The 19,582-nt window shown below is 52.8% G+C and carries 15 protein-coding genes; 5 read left to right on the forward strand and 10 right to left on the reverse strand.

The genetic code is table 11. The features are described from left to right. Positions 1 to 104: 104 nt before the first annotated feature. From AC1WNR_RS10710 to nfuA, 3 genes are all read right to left on the reverse strand, one after another. Entirely contained in the window at positions 105 to 380 is a 276-nt protein-coding gene (locus AC1WNR_RS10710; RefSeq protein ID WP_481644483.1) for an HU family DNA-binding protein, read from the reverse strand. A gap of 135 nt (positions 381 to 515) precedes the next feature. Further along, positions 516 to 2,939 (reverse strand): endopeptidase La, encoded by a 2,424-nt coding sequence (lon, locus tag AC1WNR_RS10715; protein ID WP_481644484.1) that lies wholly within the window; start codon positions 2,937 to 2,939, stop codon positions 516 to 518. A 153-nt stretch (positions 2,940 to 3,092) separates the two neighbouring features. Further along, positions 3,093 to 3,686 carry a Fe-S biogenesis protein NfuA gene (gene nfuA, locus AC1WNR_RS10720; protein ID WP_481645389.1) on the reverse strand — a complete coding sequence of 198 codons (594 nt, stop codon included), beginning with the start codon at positions 3,684 to 3,686 and terminating at the stop codon, positions 3,093 to 3,095. Positions 3,687 to 3,843: 157 nt separating this feature from the next. Here nfuA and AC1WNR_RS10725 point away from each other — a divergent pair, with 157 nt between their 5' ends. Continuing rightward, a complete protein-coding gene (locus tag AC1WNR_RS10725; RefSeq protein WP_481644485.1) occupies positions 3,844 to 5,010 on the forward strand; it encodes a cation:proton antiporter domain-containing protein in 1,167 nt (388 codons plus the stop codon). Between the two features lie 5 nt (positions 5,011 to 5,015). On the opposite strand, the gene AC1WNR_RS10730 is transcribed toward AC1WNR_RS10725, so the two are convergent. After that, positions 5,016 to 6,020 carry a glycosyl transferase family protein gene (locus AC1WNR_RS10730; protein WP_481644486.1) on the reverse strand — a complete coding sequence of 335 codons (1,005 nt, stop codon included), beginning with the start codon at positions 6,018 to 6,020 and terminating at the stop codon, positions 5,016 to 5,018. 88 nt (positions 6,021 to 6,108) lie between these two features. Here AC1WNR_RS10730 and rlmD point away from each other — a divergent pair, with 88 nt between their 5' ends. Together rlmD and AC1WNR_RS10740 are read left to right on the forward strand one after the other, a co-directional pair. Then, positions 6,109 to 7,455, forward strand: a complete 1,347-nt coding sequence (gene rlmD, locus AC1WNR_RS10735; RefSeq protein ID WP_481644487.1) for a 23S rRNA (uracil(1939)-C(5))-methyltransferase RlmD — start codon at positions 6,109 to 6,111, stop codon at positions 7,453 to 7,455. 15 nt (positions 7,456 to 7,470) lie between these two features. Continuing rightward, a complete protein-coding gene (locus AC1WNR_RS10740) occupies positions 7,471 to 8,100 on the forward strand; it encodes a pseudouridine synthase (RefSeq protein ID WP_481644488.1) in 630 nt (209 codons plus the stop codon). A 15-nt stretch (positions 8,101 to 8,115) separates the two neighbouring features. Here the strand turns inward: AC1WNR_RS10740 and AC1WNR_RS10745 are convergent, their stop codons facing one another. The 4 genes from AC1WNR_RS10745 to dapA form a co-directional block, all read right to left on the reverse strand. Continuing rightward, positions 8,116 to 12,927 carry an NAD-glutamate dehydrogenase gene (locus AC1WNR_RS10745; protein WP_481644489.1) on the reverse strand — a complete coding sequence of 1,604 codons (4,812 nt, stop codon included), beginning with the start codon at positions 12,925 to 12,927 and terminating at the stop codon, positions 8,116 to 8,118. A gap of 208 nt (positions 12,928 to 13,135) precedes the next feature. After that, complete coding sequence (purC, locus tag AC1WNR_RS10750; protein ID WP_481644490.1) at positions 13,136 to 13,852, reverse strand: phosphoribosylaminoimidazolesuccinocarboxamide synthase; 717 nt, start codon at positions 13,850 to 13,852, stop codon at positions 13,136 to 13,138. 41 nt (positions 13,853 to 13,893) lie between these two features. Continuing rightward, positions 13,894 to 15,228: an outer membrane protein assembly factor BamC gene (bamC, locus tag AC1WNR_RS10755; protein WP_481644491.1), complete on the reverse strand. Its 1,335-nt coding sequence runs from the start codon at positions 15,226 to 15,228 to the stop codon at positions 13,894 to 13,896. Between the two features lie 14 nt (positions 15,229 to 15,242). Next, a complete protein-coding gene (gene dapA, locus AC1WNR_RS10760) occupies positions 15,243 to 16,118 on the reverse strand; it encodes a 4-hydroxy-tetrahydrodipicolinate synthase (protein ID WP_481644492.1) in 876 nt (291 codons plus the stop codon). Positions 16,119 to 16,301: 183 nt separating this feature from the next. Between dapA and bcp the strand changes: the two genes are divergently transcribed. Next, entirely contained in the window at positions 16,302 to 16,751 is a 450-nt protein-coding gene (bcp, locus tag AC1WNR_RS10765; RefSeq protein ID WP_481644493.1) for a thioredoxin-dependent thiol peroxidase, read from the forward strand. A 17-nt stretch (positions 16,752 to 16,768) separates the two neighbouring features. Here the strand turns inward: bcp and AC1WNR_RS10770 are convergent, their stop codons facing one another. Both AC1WNR_RS10770 and AC1WNR_RS10775 read right to left on the reverse strand, forming a co-directional pair. Further along, positions 16,769 to 17,842 carry an AI-2E family transporter gene (locus AC1WNR_RS10770; protein WP_481644494.1) on the reverse strand — a complete coding sequence of 358 codons (1,074 nt, stop codon included), beginning with the start codon at positions 17,840 to 17,842 and terminating at the stop codon, positions 16,769 to 16,771. Positions 17,843 to 17,848: 6 nt separating this feature from the next. Further along, positions 17,849 to 18,085 (reverse strand): sulfurtransferase TusA family protein, encoded by a 237-nt coding sequence (locus tag AC1WNR_RS10775; RefSeq protein WP_481644495.1) that lies wholly within the window; start codon positions 18,083 to 18,085, stop codon positions 17,849 to 17,851. A 92-nt stretch (positions 18,086 to 18,177) separates the two neighbouring features. On the opposite strand from AC1WNR_RS10775, the gene AC1WNR_RS10780 reads away from it, so the two are divergent. Continuing rightward, a complete protein-coding gene (locus AC1WNR_RS10780; RefSeq protein ID WP_481644496.1) occupies positions 18,178 to 19,566 on the forward strand; it encodes a M48 family metalloprotease in 1,389 nt (462 codons plus the stop codon). Positions 19,567 to 19,582 lie beyond the last annotated feature (16 nt).

Below are 19,582 nucleotides of genomic sequence, written 5' to 3' on the forward strand. Positions count from 1 at the left end.
ACTAAAAAAAGCGCATCCGAAGGTGCGCTTTTTCTTGGTTAGCTGAACCGGCTACCAATCAAATCCTTCTGTAATTGATCGGCTGCGGCCAGCTAACAGATGTCTTACTTGTTTACAGCGTCTTTCAGCGCTTTGCCTGGCTTGAAAGTAGGCAGAGTCGCAGCAGCGATCTTGATAGTCGCACCAGTCTGTGGGTTGCGACCGTCGCGTGCAGCACGCTCTTTAGTAGTAAATGTACCGAAGCCTACCAGTGCAACAGACTCGCCCTTTGTCAGAGCAGCAGTTACAGCATCGAGAGTAGCGTCCAGTGCACGACCAGCAGCAGCTTTTGGAAGATCAGCAGATGCTGCGATTGCATCAATTAGTTCAGACTTGTTCACATTGTTCCCCTTTGTGAAAGAGTTTTCTTTTAATGTTGTTGTGTTTGTTCAAATGCCAGCGCAGTTGTGAGTACTTTATAGCAACCCCTCGGCAGAGCGTCAACAGCTTAAAGCCAGAAAATACGCGGCTTCTACTTAATGTCGACTCACTGCCTCAGCTTTTGCATCACTCTTGGCCGCCTCGGTTGCCAACGCCTCCTTTTGCTCTTCAGTCAGCGGTTCTGGCTGGCGCATCAGTGCGATGCTAAGAACCTCATCAATCCACTTAACTGGCCTTATTTCGAGATCTGCCTTGATATTGTCAGGAATTTCCTTCAAATCGCGGCGATTTTCATCAGGTATGACCACTGTCTTGATACCACCGCGGTGCGCTGCCAATAGCTTCTCTTTGAGCCCGCCTATCGGCAACACCTGTCCGCGCAACGTGATCTCACCGGTCATAGCAACATCCGAACGTACTGGGATGCCGGTTAGAGAGGAGACTAAAGCAGTACACATTCCTATACCCGCACTAGGGCCATCTTTAGGCGTCGCGCCCTCAGGCACGTGTATATGTAGATCTTTTTTCTCATGAAAGTCTGTCGGAATACCCATAGACTCTGCTCGATTGCGGACGACCGTCAGAGCCGCCTGAATCGACTCTTTCATCACGTCACCGAGTGAACCCGTCAGAATCTGGCGACCTTTACCCGGTACAATTGCTGCTTCAATCGTCAATATGTCACCGCCAACTTGCGTCCAAGCTAGACCTGTCACCTGACCAACCTGATCCTGCTCTTCTGCACGACCAAAGTTATGTTTCTGCACGCCAAGGTAGTGTTCCAACTGCTCTTTGGTAACGGAGAGCGATTTACCCTCAGCTGTACCCAGCGCCAGCTCCTTGACCACCTTGCGACAAACCTTAGCTAGTTCGCGCTCAAGACCACGCACACCGGCTTCGCGGGTGTAGTAACGAATGATATCGATGATCGCATCATCGCTAACCTCCAGCTCCTTAGCTTTCAGACCATTTTGCTTAATCTGCTTAGGCAGAAGGTAACGACGGGCAATATTGAGTTTCTCGTCTTCGGTGTACCCAGGAATACGAATCAGCTCCATACGGTCCAGCAATGGACCCGGTATGTTCATCGAGTTGGAGGTACAGACAAAGAGCACCTCAGACAAATCGTAATCCACTTCAAGGTAGTGATCGTTGAAGCTTGAGTTCTGCTCTGGATCGAGCACTTCAAGCAGCGCCGAAGCAGGGTCACCGCGGTGATCCATACCCATCTTGTCAATTTCATCCAACAGGAACAGCGGGTTTTTCACACCAACCTTCGACAGCTTCTGGATCAGCTTACCTGGCATGGAACCAATGTAAGTACGACGGTGGCCTCGTATCTCAGCCTCGTCACGTACGCCTCCCAGCGCCATGCGAATGTATTCGCGGTTGGTAGCACGGGCTATTGAACGACCCAGAGAGGTTTTACCCACACCTGGAGGTCCAACCAGACAGAGAATTGGACCACGCAGCTTACGCACGCGCTTCTGTACCGCCAAATACTCAATAATGCGCTCTTTAACCTCATCCAGACCGAAGTGATCCTCGTCCAGAATCTTGGTTGCACGTTTCATATCCAAGCGTACCTTGGTGCGTTTTGACCAAGGAATCTGCAGCATCCAGTCTATGTAACCACGCACAACGGTCGCCTCCGCGCTCATCGGAGACATCATCTTGAGCTTATTGAACTCAGCCATGGTCTTGTCGAGCGCCTCTTGCGGCATGCCTGCGCCTTCAATCTTGCGCTGCAGCTCATCCAGGTCGCTACCGCCAGACTCATCCAGATCGCCCAGCTCTTTCTGAATGGCCTTCATCTGCTCATTCAAGTAGTACTCGCGCTGGCTCTTCTCCATCTGCTTCTTAACGCGGCCACGAATGCGCTTCTCAACCTCAACCAGGTCGATCTCCGCCTCCATAAGTGACATCAACTTTTCCAGACGCGCTTTAGAGTTCAGCAGCTCCAAAAGCTCCTGCTTCTGCTCGAGTTTGAGCGACATATGCGCAGCGATAGTGTCCGACAGACGGCTCGGGTCATCGATATTGTTGAGCGATGTCAGAACTTCATTCGGGATCTTCTTATTGACCTGAATGAACTTCTCAAACTGATCCAAGACGGTGCGTTTATAGATATCGGCTTCGGCACTCACTACCTCCTCTTCATTGAGCTGATGGAGGCTAGCAGCATAGTGCTCCTGCTCTTCATAGAGTGTATCGATACGTGCACGGTACTCACCCTCTACAAGCACTTTAACTGTGCCGTCGGGCAGCTTGAGCATCTGCAAGATAGTCGCGACGGTACCGCAGTCAAACAGATCCGACATGCGTGGCTCGTCTTCCGATGCACTGCGCTGAGCGACAAGCAGGATCTGCTTATCTCGTAGCATCGCCTCTTCGAGCGCCTGAATCGATTTCTGACGCCCAACAAAAAGCGGTATCACCATGTGCGGGTAGACAACTACATCGCGAAGCGGCAATACAGGTAGTTCCAGCACGGGGGAGTTTGTTGCGTTCTGATCCATCTTGGATGCCTCCGGTAGCGGCGCGGAAGAGATATAAACAGCTGCGCCAAATGTTCCTTACTTTCACTATGGGGTCTGCGCCAGAAAAAGCAAGGGAGAGTCTTTCACTCTCCCTTAACATTTTGATCTATGGCTAGTGCAAAGGCGCTAGGATCACTTGAAGTAAGCGTTCTCACGCTGACTGTGATCAGTCTCATCACGCACACCGACTAAGCCTGGAAGTTTCTCAACCAGAGTCTTCTCTACACCGTCTTTGAGCGTCATATCGACTGCGCTGCAACCCTGGCAGCCACCACCAAACTTGAGAACAGCAATCATGCCTACGTCCTCTTCTACCAGTTCGATCAGCTTCACTTCACCACCATGTGAGGCAAGGCCTGGATTGATCTCAGAGTAGAGGATGTAGTTGATCTGCTCCTCCATTGGGCTATCGGCTGAAACCTTGGGCACCTTGGCATTTGGTGCTTTGATGGTCAGCTGCCCGCCCATGCGATCCTGAGCGTAGTCAATAAAGGCTTCATCAAGATACGGGATGGAGTTGCGCTCGATGTAGAAGCGCAGCTGCTCAAGATCCATAATCTCATCTTCAGCATTCACCTCTTCTGGACGGCAATATGCCAGACAGGTTTCTGCATAGGTTGTACCAGGCTGGGTTACGAACAGACGAACCGCGATACCTTCAACGTTCTGTTTTTCCAGCAGCTCCGCAAGATAGTCCGCGGCACCTGGGGTTACTTCGATATTCAGCATTTCACTGAGTCTCCGCTATGATTCTGTATAGACCAAGAATACAGTCTATTAATATCTGAGTAAATTAATCGGTTATTATTTGTACGCTCGCCTATGGACTATCCTCTGATACACTCTTATTAAAATTGTGACTCTACCCTAGGATCTTTCCGGCATGCCCGAGCACTCGCTATTTACCTCCTTCTTTCTAATATTCAGCGGTGCAGCTGTTCTCGCCTCAATCGCTCTCTATACCCGCCAACCTCTACTCGTCGCCTATATCGTTTTGGGGGCCCTTTTAGGACCTTCAGGCTTGGAAGCAGTGACTGATACCGGATTACTCTCAGATATTGCGCATATCGGGATTATCTTTCTGCTGTTTTTATTGGGCTTGGATATGCAGCCCTCGCACCTGATTCACATGCTAAAAAAGGCGACTTTAGTGGCGTTAGTAAGCTCACTGATCTTCTTGGCACTGGGGTACGGAATGACCTTAGCCTTCGGATTCACCCAGACCGAAGCGCTGGTTGTGGGCGCAGCGATGATGTTCTCAAGCACGATCATAGGCATAAAGCTGTTACCGACAACGGTGCTACATCATAAGCATACCGGTGAGCTCGTAGTGGGACTCTTGCTGCTGCAGGATGTAATCGCAATCCTTGTGCTGCTGCTACTGAATTCTGGCGGCGACGCGAGTCCAGCCATGGGCTTCGTAAAGTCCATGGTCGCGCTGCCCGCGATGGTACTAATCGCTTACTTGGCGGTGCGGTACGTGATTTTGCCGCTGTTGATGCGTTTCGACAGATTCCACGAATATATCTTTTTGGTCGCGATCGGCTGGTGTCTGGGTATGGCTGAAGCGGCCGAACTGGTCGGTCTCTCTGCCGAGATGGGCGCATTTATCGCCGGGGTCACCCTGGCCACTAGTCCAATATCACAGTACATCGCTACCAGTTTGAAGCCCCTGCGTGACTTCTTCCTGATTCTCTTCTTCTTCTCGGTCGGCGCCAGCTTTAACTTGACGTTGCTGGATGACATTTTGCTACCGGCACTGGCAATGACGGTTGCTGTATTGGTGGTGAAACCGGTCGTCTTCAGAACCTTGCTCAGAGGTATCAGCGAAAGCAAAGAGACCGGCTGGGAGATCGGCTTTCGTCTGGGGCAGACCAGTGAATTCTCTCTGCTGATCGCCTATCTTGCGTTTGCCTCTCAATTAATTGGTACTGAGGCATCGCATGTGATCCAAGCGACAGCGATTCTTACCTTCCTATTATCGACCTACGTGGTGATCTTCAGATTCCAGTCCCCCATAGCGATCAAGGATTCGTTGCGGCGCGATTAAGCCGCCTAATTGAACCGCGCCCTATCGCGCTGATCCCAGCGCTCACGCGCCTGCAAAATCAACTCTGAAGGGGTTAGCTGGGCATTACCGGGCAGCAGCCGGAGTACCGTCGCTAAGGTTGTAATAACCGCCCCCTCACCGTAGGGGTGGTCTAACTCGCCGCGCCAAAGGGCTTTCATCTGATCAATACTCAGATCTTCGCTTTTTACCAAGCGCTGGGGATAGAGTCTGGGCCAATCAGAGAGGCTCAGTTCGCCCTCTATGATCCAGTGCAGCTCTGTTTCGCTATCCGGCTTAGTCTCTGCCTCACCACCATCACCGCGCACTGTTACCGAGTTCTGGGTACCCAGTAGCAGCGCAGTATGCTGATGCATTGGGGCATAAGGTGGGTGAAAAACACCATCAACACAGGCGCGAGCACTTAAAGGGTTTAGCAGACGACAGAGCGTATGTACTGGCGAGCGCAATCCGAGAATATGCCGCAGCTGAATGATCTCACCCAGCGGCGGGCAGAGCTGATCTATTCCCATGAAGCTAAAGCCGGTTTGATCGAGTTGTTGCTCAACCTCCTGCCAACTTGACGCAGCGCGAATTCCCAACTGAGCCAGTGCATCCTCAGAGTAGATACGGCCCAACGTATGGCCTCGCGCTCCATGCATAAAGACTCTGATGCCCTGCTCTGCCAACAATAGAGCAGTTAATAAAAACCATGGCTGGTGACGCTTTTTGCCGGCATAACTCGACCAATCCAAATCGACTTTAAGTTGCTCAGGTATTGGAAAGCGAATACGCACAGCGTCAATGAAGCCGGCGAGCTCTTCAGGCGCCTCCTCCTTGATACGCAGAAGCATCAGAAAAGCGCCGAGCTGTTCGGGTTCAACCTCTGCATCCAAGATCATACCCATTGCTACACGCGCTTCTTCTCGGGTCAGGGAGCGGCTCCCCTTCTTGCCCTTACCCAGTATGCGGACAAACTGTGCAAATGGGTGTTCTACTGGACTCTCTGGCATTAAGGCTATCCCGTTAACGGCTAAAATTCGGTAAAATCAGATTATACCCAATGCTAGCCTCAATACTCATTCAGCTCTCAGGTCTTTTATGAAGCATCGCCGCATTCGTTATGGTGGCCCTCGCCAGGCTGCGAAAAAGCCAACCCACCTCGATACCCCGGTAGAGATACTGTCTTTGTCACTTGATGGGCGCGGTGTTGCTCGGCCTAACGGCAAGACCCTCTTCGTGCGCGATGCGCTGCCGGGCGAACAGGTAGAAGTGACCATCGAGAAGAGTGGTAAGCGCTTTGACGAGGGCAGCTTAGCTCAGCTCATCACAGCCTCCGAACAGCGTGTGGAACCCGCCTGTCAATATTATGGGCGGTGTGGCGGCTGTGATCTTCAGCATCTTGATTCACAGGCCGCTGTAGAGATGAAGCAACAGGAGCTTTTGACTCAACTAGCGAAGCGCGCCAAGGTCGAACCGAAAGCCATAGATAGTCCGCTGCAGGGAAAAAACAGTCTCGGGTACCGGCGTGCTGCCCGTATCGGTATCAACCAGCGCGAAACCGGTGAACTGCTAATCGGTTTTCGCCGCCGCAATAGTTCAAAACTGGTCGATATAGAGCGGTGCCCGGTGTTAACTCCCGGCATTAACAACCTGCTGGCAGATCTGCGCAGCACGCTCGAGCAGTTTGATCGCATCAAACACCTGACCCAGATCGAGTTGGTCGAAGGCAAGTCTGGAGTAGTCGTAGAGCTGCGAGCGACTAAAAATCTCAGCGACGAGCTACGGGCTGCACTCACTGACCTTGCCCAACAGCACCGAGCAGACTTTGTATTGAGCGTTAAAGAGGGCGCAAAAACCAAGCTAAACGCGAATCCCGCGGCGACAGAACTTGAACTTGCGAAATCGCTCAACCTAGAGTTCAGCGCGCGCGACTTTGTGCAGGTGAATAGCGAGGTTAACGAGCAGATGGTTAGTCGCGTAATCGACTGGTTAAACCCTCAAGCCGATGAAAGCGCGCTCGATCTATTTTCTGGACTGGGTAACTTCTCACTGCCGCTGGCGCAGAAGCTCAAACAGGTCACTGCTGTCGAGGGCAGTAGTGCAATGGTTGAGCGCTGCCTGGCTAACGCCGCCACGAACGGCATCAATAATATTGACGCCTACAGTGCCGACCTATCTCAGCCTAATCCAGCCGCCCCGTGGTTGGCACAGAACTACGATCTGATTCTGCTCGACCCCCCACGCCAGGGTGCGGCAGATATCATCGCTCAGATTGAGCATCTGCGCCCCCGGGCACTCGTCTACATCGCCTGTGATCCGTCATCCCTCGTACGCGACGCCGAAACACTCACTGCACAGGGTTACCGCATGAGCAAACTCTGTATCGCGGATATGTTTCCGCAGACTCACCATATTGAGTCCTTGGCCCTGTTTGAGCGAGGCTGAAGATTGAAGCCTAGGATGCAGTGCCACTATGAAGACACCGAGATGCTGATACTGGAGAAACCCCAAGATCTGCTCTCCGTTCCTGGCCGAGGTGAAGAGAAACAAGACTGCCTCTGGAGGCGCGCACAGGAGATCTGGGATGATGCCTTGATCGTTCATCGTCTCGATTGCGCCACTTCAGGTCTGATGGTGCTCGCGCGCAACAAAGAGTCTCACCGCGAGTTGAGCCGCCAGTTTCAGCAACGCCAGAACTTCAAACGCTATCAAGCACTCATTGCCGGACAGCCCGATCAAAATGAGGGCGTCAGACGCGAACCGATGCGTTGCGACTGGGAACGTCGCCCGCTGCAGATGATCGATTTTGAGCAGGGCAAAGCGGCAACCACTTTCTGGCGCACTCTGGATCAGGGTCAGATTGGCGAGCTCGATTACACCCGCGTCGCGCTCTATCCAATTACGGGTCGTTCACACCAACTACGGTTGCATATGCAGGTTCTTGGACATCCCATTCTTGGGGACAACCTCTACGCTGCGGGAGCTGCACTCAGCAGCGTTGACAGACTGATGCTGCATGCGGATCTGCTTGAAGTGTTTCATCCGGTAACTCAGGAGCGAATGAGTTTCAGCTCACCCGCTCCATTCTGAGGTTGCGATTGACTTTCAATTCGACGATTGACTGAACGCCTGCAGTTCACGCATCGCCACCGTCAGTATCGCAGAGTCAACGGCGTTGGTCTGAAGCTCTGATGTGAGCTTCTGCCAACGCTGCAGCAGCAGCTCATTGCTATGCTCCCAACTACTCACCGGTGCAAGGTCCTCATCAGCGTTGGCCAGGTGGGTATCCAATGCACTGAGCGCCAACAGATGCTGCTGCCGGTTGAGATCCTCACGGAATACCTCGCGCGCCTGCACTTGCCAACGCGTGGTCGCATTGAGCTCTTTTATCTGCTCTTCTAGCCAATCCAGTGCCAGCAGGTCGCTGACCGCAAAATAGGTTTCGCACACCGTTGCTAGGCTGTGCTCATCTCGCTCAGCGATTAAACTGATATCTAACAGTGAGAACGAGGCCTCTAGCGAGGCCGCCTCGTGCGCTAAGGACTCTGGCAGACCTGCATCAATCAACTGTTTATTTAGATCTCTCCAGGCTTGGAGTGGCGCACCAGCCAGATGGTTCTCAAGTTCGCCACGTAGAGCCGCTACTGGAGCGGCAAAGCGCTCAACCAGCTCAGCCGGACTCGGCAGTTGCGGGTACTGGCGCAGAATCCAGACACAGACCCGGCGCATCAACCGTTGGATATCACCCATGACCTGATGCAGTACTGCAGCTGAGACAAAGTTATCTTGCTGCTCCAGAGCCTCCCACAACGCATTGATCCCGAAGATATCCCTGGCCGCAACCCAAGCTCGGGCAATATCTACGCTGGAGCGTCCCGTCGCCTGCGCTACGCGCATGACAAAGGCGATACCCATCTGATTGACCAAGGCGTTGCCTAGATGTGTGGCGATGATTTCAGAGCGCAGTCGATGCTCACTGATAGCCGTAGGGAAGCGCTCGACTAGCGCACCGGGAAAACCCTCAAACAACACCTTGGCGACGTACTCATCGCCGGCAATTAGCTCGTCATTGAGGCTCTGTTTTAGCTCCCCTTTGACGTACGAGATCAGCACCGATAGCTCGGGGCGCGTCAACACTCTGCCCTGCTTAACCCGCTCCTCCAGCTCTTCATCCGATGGAATATACTCCAACGTTCGATTCAGCCGCGCACTCTGCTCCAACTGACGAATCAGCGCGGGGTAGTCGTCGTTTTGACGTGGTAGCTGTCCTTCAGATAGCGCTAAAGCGAGTGCTTGACGATAGTTATTGGTCAGCACCAACTCGGCGACATCATCGGTCATCTTGGCCAGCAGTTGATTACGCTGTTTCTCCGTCAGATCACCCTCTTGCAGTACCGCTTGCAGCGCAATCTTGATATTGACCTCATGGTCCGAGCAGTCGACGCCACCGGCATTGTCGATAAAGTCGGTATTACAGGCGCCGCCATTGAGCGCGAATTCGATACGGCCGCGTTGAGTCAGGCCGAGGTTACCACCCTCACCGACGACCTTCGCGCGCAGTTGACACGCATCAACCCGCAGCGCGTCATTCGCTTTGTCTCCCACCTCGGCATGGGTCTCATCGGTCGCTTTGATATAGGTGCCGATACCGCCATTCCACAAGAGGTCTACTGGTGCGCAGAGCAGTGCAGAGATCAACTCGGTTGGCGACAGCTTATCCGCTTTAATATCGAAGGCTACCTTCATCTCTGGAGTGATATCAATCGACTTGGCTGCGCGCGAGAAGATGCCGCCACCCTTGGAGATCAGTTTGGTGTTGTAGTCACTCCAGCTAGAGCGTGGCAATTCAAATAGACGCTTGCGCTCAACAAAGCTCGTGGCTGGATCCGGGTCCGGATCGACAAAAATGTGCAGGTGGTTGAAGCCGGCTTGCAGGCGAATGTTTTCTGACAGCAACATACCGTTGCCAAAAACATCGCCGGACATATCTCCGATACCAACAACGGTGAAGGGTTCAGACTGTATGTCGACTCCCTTTTCGCGGAAATGCAGCTTAACGGATTCCCAGGCACCGCGCGCAGTGATACCCATTTTTTTATGGTCGTACCCCTGCGAGCCACCTGACGCGAATGCGTCATCGAGCCAAAAACCATAATCCTGTGCAATTTGGTTGGCGATATCGGAGAAGGTGGCTGTGCCTTTATCAGCGGCAACCACCAAATAAGGGTCATCCTCATCCAGTCGCACCACCGAATCAGGTGCGATCACGGCGCCGTTCTGCAGATTGTCGCTCAGATCTAGTAGGCCGCGAATAAAGGTCTGATAAGCGGCCACACCCAAGCGCTGCATCTCATCCCGGTCAGCCTCCTCAGGAATAGTCTTAGCCACAAAGCCGCCTTTGGCTCCGACCGGCACAATCACCGCATTCTTCACTTGCTGCGCCTTAACCAGCCCCAGCACTTCGGTGCGATAGTCCTCCAGACGATCGGACCAGCGCAAACCACCACGCGCAACCTTGCCACCGCGCAGGTGTACGCCCTCTACCTGAGGTGAGTAAACGAACACCTCAAATTCTGGCCGGGGCAGCGGCATCTGCTCGATACCGCTGGGACGGATTTTAAATGAGAAGTAATCGCGTAATTCGCCCTGCTCATCGGTGCGGAAAAAGTTTGTTCGCAAAGTTGCACGAATTAGCTCGAGGTAGCGACGTAAGATTTTATCATCGTTGAGGTTTTCAACCTTCTCTAAGGCCTCCTCAATGCTGCTAATTAGTCGGACACCCAGTGCTTTAACCTTATCGGAAGCCTGACGTTGAGGCTCAAACTGAGCTCTAAAGAGTGCAACCAATAGACGCGCGATCTGTAGGTGGCGCGCCAGCGTTGCTGCGATGTACTGCTGACTAAAACCGAAACGAATCTGCTGATTGTAACGCGCGTAGGCCCGCAACATCGCCACTTCACGCCAGCTCAGATGGGCGCCAATCACCAAGCGGTTAAACGCGTCACTCTCAGCCTGTCCGTGCCAGATATTCTCGAAGGCGTCCTGAAAGAGGTTTTTAACCACATCCATATCGACCTGTTCAGCCCCTTGATACTCAAGAGAGAAGTCGTGAATCCAGTAGGTGTTACCTGCTTGCATTCGCACCTTGTAGGGGTGCTCGCCAAGTACCCGCAGACCGAGATTCTCGAGAATTGGGATTACATCAGAGAGCACCAGAGCTGAATCGGGTGCGAACAGCTTGAAGCGTAATAGGTCGTTGGACTGTTCAATTTGACGATAGAAACTCAGAGCGATATCTCGCCCGGTGCGCAGTTGTTCCAGATGCTCGATATCTGCCGCAGCTGAACCTGAATTGAAATGTTCACGGTAGGCTGCAGGGAATGCCATTCTGTATTGACTGGCGAGTCGGCTGCCTCGCTCCTCACCATAAAAATCTAACAAGGCCCCAGTCAGCTCATCGTCCCAGGAGCGACTTAGCGCAGCCACCTCCTCCTCTAGCGCTTGTGGATCAAAATCGTTGAACTGCCCGTCACGACTTGGCAGTACGAAATAGACACGGGTGAGCACGGATTCGCTGTAATAGCTCGTGAACTCTGAATCCTCAACGCCCAAACGCTCACAAAGCAGTTGCTGTACTTGGCTGCGCAACTGAGTATTAAAGATATCGCGCGGTACATAGTAGAGGAATGCTATAAAGTTGCCGCTTATATCGCGACGATGCAGAAGACGAACTTTGCGACGCTCTTGCAGATTGAAGATCCCCATAACATTTAGCGCCAACTCATCTTGAGTAGAGAGCATCAGCTCATCGCGCGGCATCTCGATAAAGGTCTGCTGCAGCGTTTTATAGGCGTGACCGCCATGTGGGAAGCCACTCTGCGCAACAATCTTTTCGATCCGCTTGCGCACTACCGGTATCTCCCAGGGCGCTTTCACATACACTGGTGAGGTGTAGAGACCAATAAAGCGATACTCGCCGCTTACCTGCCCTTTCTTGTCGCGCGCTTTGACGATCACCATATCCTGATAGGCAGGTCGGTGAATACGTGAGCGGTGGTAATCCTTGGCAAAGAAGATAGGCGATTCAGACGTCCGAAACTGCGCCTCCACTTGCGAGAGAGTGCGCAGCCGCTTAGGCCCTTTAGGCGCATAGATTCGCATAATGCCAAGCTCCGTGCCGGGATCACGTTCTACATGAATCTCGCTCTTGGAGCGTTTGTAGTCGACCTTATCAAATCCCAAAAAGGTGAAGTGGTTATCACACATCCAACGCAGCAGCAGCGCCGCTTCAGCGCTCTCCTCACCGGATTGAGTCTCTAACTCTGCGGCCAAGTTCTGCGCCTGCGCAAGCATCTGCTCGTAATCATCGACGGCGGCACAGAGATCATCTAGCACCTCAAACAGCCCCTCTTGTAGCTGTTTGAGTACCTGAGGGTCAGTTGTGCGATCAATCTCGATATAGAGCAGACTGATTTCTACACCAGTATTACTACCCGGATCAGTCACCTGACAGCTATCTGAATCGACCTGCAGCACACCGGAGTGAACCACATGGATACCGACACCCCGGCGATTTAGCTCCATGCGCACCGAGTCAACGATAAACGGCATATTCTGATGCAGCAGTTGAATTACCGTATGTGAGCAGTGCCAGCCATGAGCTTCAATGCTGGGGTTGAATACTCTCAGTTTGCGCTGCTCGCACTTCCACTCTTGCAGATAGGCGTAGCAACTCAGAGAGGCACCGTAGAGATTCTCCGGTGATCGCTCTTTCAGCTCCTCGATTGGTGACACGCCATAGTAGCTTTCGACGAACTTGATGATGGGTTCAACGTCGCTCGCATCGAGACGCTCTCTTATCGTTGAACAGAGTGATTTGAGCAGTTTAGTTTTTTGCTCTAGGCGTTGCTGTGGCATTGTGCGCTCCAAACTTTCAGTCCGGCTATCTATCAGAAGAATAGCAGGTGCCGCTGGTTCTGCCGGTTTGGAAGCGGATTAGAGGGTCTTCACCCTCAATCTACAAACGATTATTTCTCCTCAGGTATTCCTCAATCTCATGCGGCTTAAATGTTGAGCCGGAAACAGAAACGGCGCCCGAGGGCGCCGTTTTATTGAAAGATTACCTTTAAGCGTCAAAATCGATGCCCAGTCTGGCACCCACCTCTTCGTAAGCTTCGATGACACCGCCAAGACCCTGTCTGAAGCGGTCTTTATCCAACTTTTTGCGAGTCTCTTTATCCCAAATACGACAACCATCGGGCGAGAACTCATCACCCAATACAACCTCGCCTTTGAACATACCGAACTCAAGCTTGTAGTCCACCAACAACATTCCGGCGTCATCAAACAGTTTGCTGAGAACTTCGTTCGCTTTGTATGTCAGCTCTTTAGAGCGTTGCAGGTCTTCCGGCTTTGCCCAACCGAAAGTTTCAACCAGAGACTCGTTTACCATCGGGTCGCCCAACGAGTCGTTCTTCAGAAAGAGTTCGAAAGTAGGTGGGTTCAGCTGCTGCCCCTCCTCAACTCCCAGACGGCGGCAGAGTGAGCCCGCAGAGATATTTCGGATGACACACTCAACAGGCATCATATCCAGGCGTTTAACCAGACACTCGTTATCTGAAAGTAGCTTTTCAAAGTGCGTTGGAATCCCGGCATCAGCGAGTTTCTGCATAATGAACGCGTTAAACTTGTTATTCACCATACCTTTGCGGTCTAGCTGCTCGATGATTTTGCCATCAAAAGCTGAGGTGTCATTGCGGAACTCAAGCACCATGTAGTCGGGGTCATCAGTCTTAAATACTGACTTCGCTTTGCCCGCGTATAGCTCTTCACGTTTTTCCATTTAAATCTCCAGTAACGCCCGGTACCCAACTACCCAGCGTCTTAAATTCCGATATTGTCTTTGATGGTCCAGAGCAACTCAGCGGCGGTGCTCTCTGACACTAGGTTGCCTTTGCGATCATGCACAGAAATTAGTACACCCGAGCGTGCACGATTGAAGACCAGTTGATAACGCTTCACGACGATGAGATCACCGTCTTCGTCTGTACGCTTTTGGTTATCCTGCCCAAAAACTTTGACTACTCGTTTACCCACGAAGATCTTAAACCCATCCATCGCCAACAGCTCTTCCTGAGTCGGCACAGAGCCCACAACCGGAGCATCAGGATCGCTCGTGTAGTTAATGTTCTCGTCCACAGGCTCTGGCGCCGCGGCTGGGTTCCAATCCAAACTGATCGGACCCGACTCACGATTTCTCAACCAGTCAAACAGCCCTTGAGGTTTCTCTTCCGGCGTCTTACCCACGTACGTTAGGTAGATTCTGCCGCTCTCCTCTTGGCGGGTACCAACGTCCACGCCGGCTCGATCAAGCGCCGCATTCACTAATTCCCATGCTTGCTCTGCTGGAGCCTTAACGCTCAACAATGGACGATTACGAGAATCCCGACCCACCTCGCTCTCGAGGCGATCTCCCTGCTGAAAGTCTGACAGAGTCGGTGCCGTTTCACTGCTACGACTCAGAAAATCAAGCATAGTGAACATAATTTCGTTGGTGTACGGAAGCTCCTCGGCATCCAACAACCAGTCGACCTCACGCCCCTGAGCACTCAGCGGTATCTGTACCTGCTTCATGCTAATTGCTGTACGGCCCTCAACTTCAGGATCCGGACGAACCTGAAGGCGCAATTTATTCAGTGAAGGCTCGTTGGCTTCGGAGTTAAATTTGAGCGTATTCAAAACCTTCTCGAAAGGCGAAAGATCTTCACCCTCAACACGTATCCACTCGGTCTCCATCACGCCAGTGCGGGCATCCTGAGTGACCAGTTGCACTCCAGCGTCACTCCAGTAACCCAGCACCTCGGTCCAAACACGATCGATCGACTCATCGACTAGGATCACGCGCTCGCCCTCGAGAGGACGAATCGATGCACGCTCACCACCCTCAGTGGCGAAGAAGAACTCGGGGCGCGGCACGTCCGCAATAATTTCGGCTTGCGCCATACTGGCTGTATTCAGCTGCGGTACCCGCAAACCGTCGCGGGTCTGCTTCGCATCCATACCTTCAGGGATCTGCAAACGCTTACCAGCTTGTGCCTGTGCGTACTCAGTCTTGCGATCTTTAATAATCCCCGATTCGCCGTAAATCGGGTTATCCGGCAGTGACTCACAACCGGCGATCAGCGTAGCTGCAGTCAACAGAACGAGGCGTTTTGCCATAGCTAAACCCTCTCTTAGAGCAGTTCGGACTGTTTCAATACATCGACCAGCGAAGCACGCAGGTTGGCCGATAGCGGCGTCAGCGGTAGACGAATACCGGTGTCACACCAGCCCAACTCATGCATAGCCCACTTCACTGGGATAGGGTTGGACTCGGTAAACATGGCACTGTGTAAAGGCATCAATTTAGCCTGCAAAGCACGCGCCTCGTTGGCTTTGCCCTCTAGGCCAAGACGGCAGAGTTCGGACATCTGCGCGGGCGCAATATTCGCCGTCACCGAGATGTTGCCCTGGCCGCCTGCGAGAATTAGCTCAATCGCAGTACCGTCATCGCCTGAGTAGATAGCGAAATCATCTGGCGTGTTCTCAACTAGGAAACGAGCACGGTCAATATCACCAGTCGCCTCTTTGATACCAACAATGTTCTTTACAGCGGACAGACGCACCACCGTCTCAGGTTGCATATCACAGGCAGTACGACCTGGAACGTTGTAGAGGATCTGCGGAATATCTACCGCTTCAGCAACAGCGGTGTAGTGCAGCACCAAACCCTCTTGGGTTGGCTTGTTGTAGTACGGAGTCACCAACAAGCAGGCGTCAGCACCCGCCTCTTTGGCACCACGCGTCATCTCAATCGCTTCACGCGTAGAGTTGGCACCTGTACCGGCAATTACAGGGATGCGGCCGGCAACACGTTTAACAACACGTTTAACAACCTCCAAGTGCTCGTCGTAGTCCAGAGTTGCCGATTCACCCGAAGTACCCACTGCTACAATTGAGTCAGTGCCATTCTCCAAATGAATATCGACAACGCGGTCGAGCGCTTCCCAATCGAGATCACCATTGGGATGCATTGGGGTGGCGAGTGCTACCATACTGCCGCGAATCATGCTGTTTCACCTTTTGTTGTCTTACGCTCGAGAACCGACGAATTCAGCTCTCTGGCAAAAATAAACCAATGCGACATTTTAAACGAAATAGCGCTAACATTCGTAGTCTCAACACACACTTTTTCGGTCAAAGCGCCGATAAAAGTGAAACAATCGCACTACACAGCCGTTAAGGAGAGATAGATGTTAGAAGTTGGCCAGCAGGTACCCGATTTTACCGCCCGTGACCAGAACGGCGACCCCATCACCCTCAGCCAGTTTAAAGGCAAAAAAGTGGTGATCTACTTCTACCCCAAAGACAATACTCCGGGCTGTACTGCGCAGGCATGCGACCTGAGAGATAACATCGATCGACTGACCGCCGCAGGCTACCAGATCATCGGTGTTAGTCAGGACAAAGAGGCGTCGCACCAGAAGTTCATCGCGAAGTACGATCTGCCATTTCCACTCATTGCTGATACCGAGCATGAAGTACACGAGATCTTTGGCACTTGGCAGCTGAAGAAACTCTATGGCAAGGAGTACATGGGTACGGTGCGAACCACTTTCATTATTGATGAAGAGGGTAAGCTTGAAGAGGTGATCTCTAAGGTGAAAACCAAAGAGCACGCGAATCAGATCCTGCCAGCTTAAGCTAGCAGGTGCCGCTACTACTCAGTAGCGGCCTCCTCTGCCGCATGGTTCTGCGGCCAAGCGGTTACCACTGCCTTAACTAAGGTTGCTAGCGGGATAGCGAAGAATACGCCCCAGAATCCCCAGAGGCTCCCGAAAACCAGAACCGCCACAATAATGGAGACTGGATGCAGGTTCACCGCCTCCGAGAACAGCAGCGGTACCAAGACGTTGCCGTCCAGCGCTTGAATCACGCCGTAGGCGATCATCAGATACATGAAGTCTGAAGAGATTCCCCACTGGAAGAAAGCGATCAGCGCTACCGGTACAGTCACCAGCGCCGCACCAATGTATGGAATAAGTACAGAGAGCCCCACCAGCAGCGCCAGCAGAGCTGCATAGTTGATCCCTAAGATCGCGAAGGCGATGTAGGAGGCGACGCCGACAATCAGTATCTCAATCGCCTTACCGCGAATGTAGTTGGCGATCTGATCATCCATCTCATGCCAGACCTGATTCAGCACATCGCGCTTTTCGGGCAGCGCAGCGGTCCAGCCACTAACTAGAGAGTCGCTGTCTTTAAGGAAGAAGAAGACAAGGATAGGTACGAGTACTAGGTAGATGAGCAGCGCCATCACACCGGTTACCGAACTCAGGGAGAAGCTCAGAATGAGCTGCCCCAATTGACTCACCTCGGCTGCAGCCAGACCAAAGAGTTGTCGGATCTGTGTCTCAGAGATCATGTCGGGGTATTTCTGCGGCAGCAGAAGCAACAGATTCTGAACCTCAATCACCATCCGCGGCAGCTCGTTAAATAGAGTCACAGACTGACGCCAAGCGATCGGCATAACAAACAACAAAAATGCTGCCAGAAAACCAACAAATCCAACAAACACCAGGATAACGGCCAGCATCCGCCCGACCCCTAGGCGAGTAAGACGATTAACAGCCCCCTGCATCATAAAGGCGAGGATCAGACTGGCGAATACAGGGATCAGAGCACCGCCGAGGTAGAATATCACCAACCCAGCAGCGATCAGCAATGCGAAGAGCAGCAGAGCCCCCTCATCAGAGAAGTAACGCTGGACCCACTTGCCCAATATTTTCTGCATCTTTGCTTAGCCTCTGCGAAGAATATGAATGTAGACCTGATCAACCTCTTCGGTCGAGATCAGCTCGTGCGCTGACAGATCAGCATAAGCTTTAAAATCACGGACGGAGCCTGCATCAGTAGCCCGCACCTCGAGTACTTGGCCCGCGCTCATGGCATTGAGAGCTTGCTTAGCTTTTAACAAAGGGAGTGGGCACGCCAAACCACAGGCATCCAATCTCTCGTCAATTTGAATCTCTGTCATACTCTATTAAGGCGCCTTATGTAATATCAGCGCAATGTAACCTAGTTTGGTTCTAAAGACCACGATACGCCGCGTATAGGCACAGGGACAAAATGTACAGATACCTGATTTTCCTGACACTTTTGTTAATCACTCTCGGGGCTCGCGCAGAGTTGCCAAGTATTAGCTCGGCTAATAGCTCGGCACTGCAGATGGATCAGGAGTATCGACTTGGACAAGCTTGGGTGCGTATGGTTCGGGGACGAGCCAATCTTTACGACGATCCTGTCGTGGAGTCCTACCTGCAGGGACTGTTGAGTCGCCTAGCACCCGTGTCGGAGCTAGAGGATCAACGCTTAACGCTGGTGCTTATCGATAGTGCAGAGGTTAACGCCTTCGCCGCACCTGGCGGTATTATCGGCATTAATGCGGGGCTCATGCTGGCTGCTCAACGAGAGGATGAACTCGCATCGGTGATCGCACACGAACTCGCCCACCTGAGCCAGCGTCACTACGCTCAACAGCAGGCTGCGTCAGAGCGCAGTAAACCGCTAGTATTAGCGGGCATTTTGGGTGGCATCCTACTCTCTTCAATCAGCACTGACGCTGGCATCGCTGTTATGCAGGGTACCGTTGGTGCGACCGCCAGCACTCAGCTCGCCTTCAGTCGCGCCAACGAAACAGACGCCGACCAAGCGGGCATGCGCACACTAGTGAACGCCGGATTTAGCGCTACGGCGATGCCCCGGATGTTCACCCGCCTTCAAGAGGTGCACCGGTTCTCTGGTAACGCCGTGCCCGAATTTCTGCGTACTCACCCGGTCACACAAAACCGAATCGCTGACACCAGTAATCGTGCACTGAGTATGCCGCAACCGAGCGTCTACAGTGATAGCACCGAATTTCTGATTGCCCGGGCACGAGTAATGGCCCACCTAGCCGATAAAGGTCGTACGCTGGAGGGCTCTAACCAACCCCTGAACGCTTACATACTGGCTGTCAAAGCTGAACAAGCAGAACGGGCTGAGTCACTCTGGCAACAGCTCAACCCAGCGCTGCGCCAGAGCCCCTGGTTGCAATTGACGCGTATCGAGCAGCTTGAAGCCAAGCAGAGCGAGGGGGCCCAAAGCCTCAAAGCGGAGTTGCTAGACCTCTACCCCGATGACTATGCTGTGCAGCGGGCTCAAGTAGATTGGGCACTACAGGAGGGGCGAGTCGCGGACGCTGTTTGGGTTTTAAGGGATCTGACACGCGAGCATCCAGACAACCCCGAACTCTGGTACCAACTTGCCGAAGCCTCGGGGTTGGAGGCGGACCGCGTAGGCGTACACCGCGCGCGAGTGGAGTACTTTCTGGTGCGTGGAGACTACGATTTGGCGCTGCGCCAACTCGACTTTGCCCGCCGTGACGCGCGACGCCAACCGGATCAGCTAGAGTGGGTCAGTCAACGCGAGCTAGAGGTGCTCGCGCAACGTGATGAGGTCGACAGGCTTTTCAACTAGACGTTATCAGCCGATT

It is taken from the genome of Marinobacterium marisflavi, assembly GCF_982447095.1.